The sequence below is a fragment of the Rubrobacter taiwanensis genome (genome assembly GCF_004337705.1).
Classification (GTDB): Bacteria; Actinomycetota; Rubrobacteria; order Rubrobacterales; family Rubrobacteraceae; genus Rubrobacter_C; species Rubrobacter_C taiwanensis.
The window spans coordinates 1-932 of the sequence record NZ_SKBU01000052.1; the positions used below are offsets into that span (position 1 = coordinate 1).

A 932-nucleotide genomic window follows, 5' to 3' on the forward strand; every position below is an offset into this window, starting at 1 on the left:
GGTATGGCGTCGTCAGCATCAGGCCGTAGCCAGGCGTTGCCATTACAAGCGCAGAGGCGTGCTGCTGGCATGAATTACAACTGTAGTACTAGGGTGAATCGACAATTGGATCACATCCATAACAGAGAAGCTGCCAGGTAGAGAAAAGAGCGAAAGTACAGCGCCTTCCGGTCGTAACGGGTGGCGATGCGCCTGAAGCTCTTGAGCTTGTTGAAGGTCCTCTCGATCAGGTTACGCTCTTTGTAAAGCTCCTTGTCGTACTCTCTTTGCTCTCTGCGGTTGGATTTCGGCGGGATGACGGCGATGGCGCCAAGCCCCTCGATCTTTTCGAGCACCCCGTCGCTATCGTAACCTCTGTCGGCTATCACATGAGCGGTCTCGACGCCATCGAGCAAACGCTCGGCTTGGGTTGAGTCGTTGACCTGACCTCCCGTAAGAACGAAGTGTAAAGGGCGGCCCAAAGCATCGCAGAGCATGTGGATCTTGGTGCTCAAACCTCCTCTGGAACGCCCCAGAGCCTCGTTCTGGTGCCCCCTTTTCCGGAGGCCGCCTGCTGGTGAGCTCTCACTATGGTCGTGTCGATCATAAGGTACTCGTTATCCGGATCGCTCGTTAGAACCTCGAAGACCCCTTCCCACACACCGGCCCTTGCCCAGCGGGTAAAACGCTTGTGAACGCTTTTCCAGTTGCCGTAACGCTCTGGTAGATGGCACCAGTAGGCACCACTGCGAAGCACCCACAACACACCGTTTACGAAGGTGCGGTTATCTCGGGCCGTACGTCCCCGATCTCCGGGTTTGCCCGGAAGCAAATCTTTGATCTTTCGCCATTGAGTTTCCGTGAGTTCGTAGCGTGCGGGCATATCTCCACCTCGGTCGTTGGCTTGCCCTCCGAGTGAAGCAGACATTTGCCTATATGTCGATTCGCCCTAG

General features: G+C 55.9%; 1 protein-coding gene. It reads right to left on the minus strand.

All coding sequences use genetic code 11. The annotated features are described in order from the left end of the window. Positions 1-110: 110 nt before the first annotated feature. A protein-coding gene (locus E0L93_RS15540) for an IS5 family transposase (RefSeq protein WP_424511433.1) occupies positions 111-862 on the minus strand; the annotation gives its coding sequence in 2 pieces (ribosomal slippage) (positions 111-529 and positions 529-862; 753 coding nt in all). Positions 863-932 lie beyond the last annotated feature (70 nt).